The following is a 1,134-nucleotide window of genomic DNA, read 5'->3' on the forward strand; positions in this document are numbered from 1 at the left end:
CCCGCCGCGGTCCGCGCCGAACTCTCCGGCGACCGGCTGTCCATCCCCGCCCCCGAGGGCGCGGCCACCCTCTCCGAGGCGTTGCGGCGGCTCGACAGCGCGGCCGTCAAGCTCGCCGACATCGGCCTGCGCCGCCCCTCGCTCGACGACGTCTTCCTCACCCTCACCGGACACTCCGGTACCAAGGAGACCGTCGGCGCGGAAGGCGCCGCGTGACCGCGGCCGCGGCGAACGCCGCCGATCTCTTCGCCGGGGTGCCCCCGGCCCGGCCCAACAGCTTCGCGCAGTGGCGGGCACTGACCGGGCGCGTGGTCTGGGTGATGTTCACCAAGGGCGAGATGCTCATCGCGGTCATCGTGCCGCTGGTCTTCACCCTCGGCTTCTACCTGCCGCTGCGCTACGTGATGAAGTTCCAGGGCATCGACTACGCCCAGTTCGTCATGCCGATCATCGTGCTGCAGACCATGTCCTTCACCATGATGTCCAACGCGCAGCTGGCCGCGTTCGAAGCCATGACCGGACTCAACACCCGCATGCAGACCATGCCCATCGGCAAGATGGTGCCGCTGGTGTCGCGACTGTCCGCGGGCTTCGTCCGCTCGGTGGTCTCGCTGATCGCGGCGCTGGCCTGGGGACACCTCATCGGATTCCACTTCGTCGCCGGCTGGGGTCAGGCCGCGCTGTTCTGCGGGTTCTCCCTCGCCGTCGGCACCATCCTGGCCATCGGCGCCGACGGGCTCGGGTCGCTGACCAAGAGCCCCGAATCCCTGAGCCAGGCCCTGACCCTGCCGACCCTCATCTTCGGCATGCTGTCCTGCGGCTTCGTGCCGGAGAACGGATTCCCCGTGTGGGTGCGGCCGTTCGTGCGCAACCAGCCCATCTCGCAGTTCTCCTTCGCACTGCGCGACATGGCTCAGCACGGGGTGACCTGGAATGTGTTGTGGGTGCCGCTGGTGTGGCTGGGCGGCCTGCTGGTCGTCTTCCTGCCGCTGGCGGTCTGGGCGAGCGTGAGGCGGTCATGAGCACGGCGACCACGGCCGAGACGGCCGTCGAGGAATCCGGGAACCCGGTGACCCAATCCGATTCGTGGGCGGGGCATCAGCCGCTGCCCGTGGTGAAACCCCGCTCGGAGCG

The 1,134-nt window shown here is 69.3% G+C and carries 1 protein-coding gene and 1 pseudogene; both read left to right on the plus strand.

Annotated elements, in window-relative coordinates:
* Nucleotides 1-216: pseudogene (locus tag ACIRS4_RS38220) on the plus strand (daunorubicin/doxorubicin resistance ABC transporter ATP-binding protein DrrA); the annotation flags it as partial.
* Nucleotides 213-1,022, plus strand: coding sequence for an ABC transporter permease (locus ACIRS4_RS38225; RefSeq protein WP_404204879.1), 810 nt, complete (start codon nucleotides 213-215; stop codon nucleotides 1,020-1,022). The pseudogene ACIRS4_RS38220 and the gene ACIRS4_RS38225, both read left to right, overlap by 4 nt.
* The last annotated feature ends 112 nt before the right edge of the window (nucleotides 1,023-1,134 follow it).

The sequence above is a fragment of the Streptomyces sp. NPDC101166 genome (assembly GCF_044768125.1).
GTDB lineage: Bacteria > Actinomycetota > Actinomycetes > Streptomycetales > Streptomycetaceae > Streptomyces.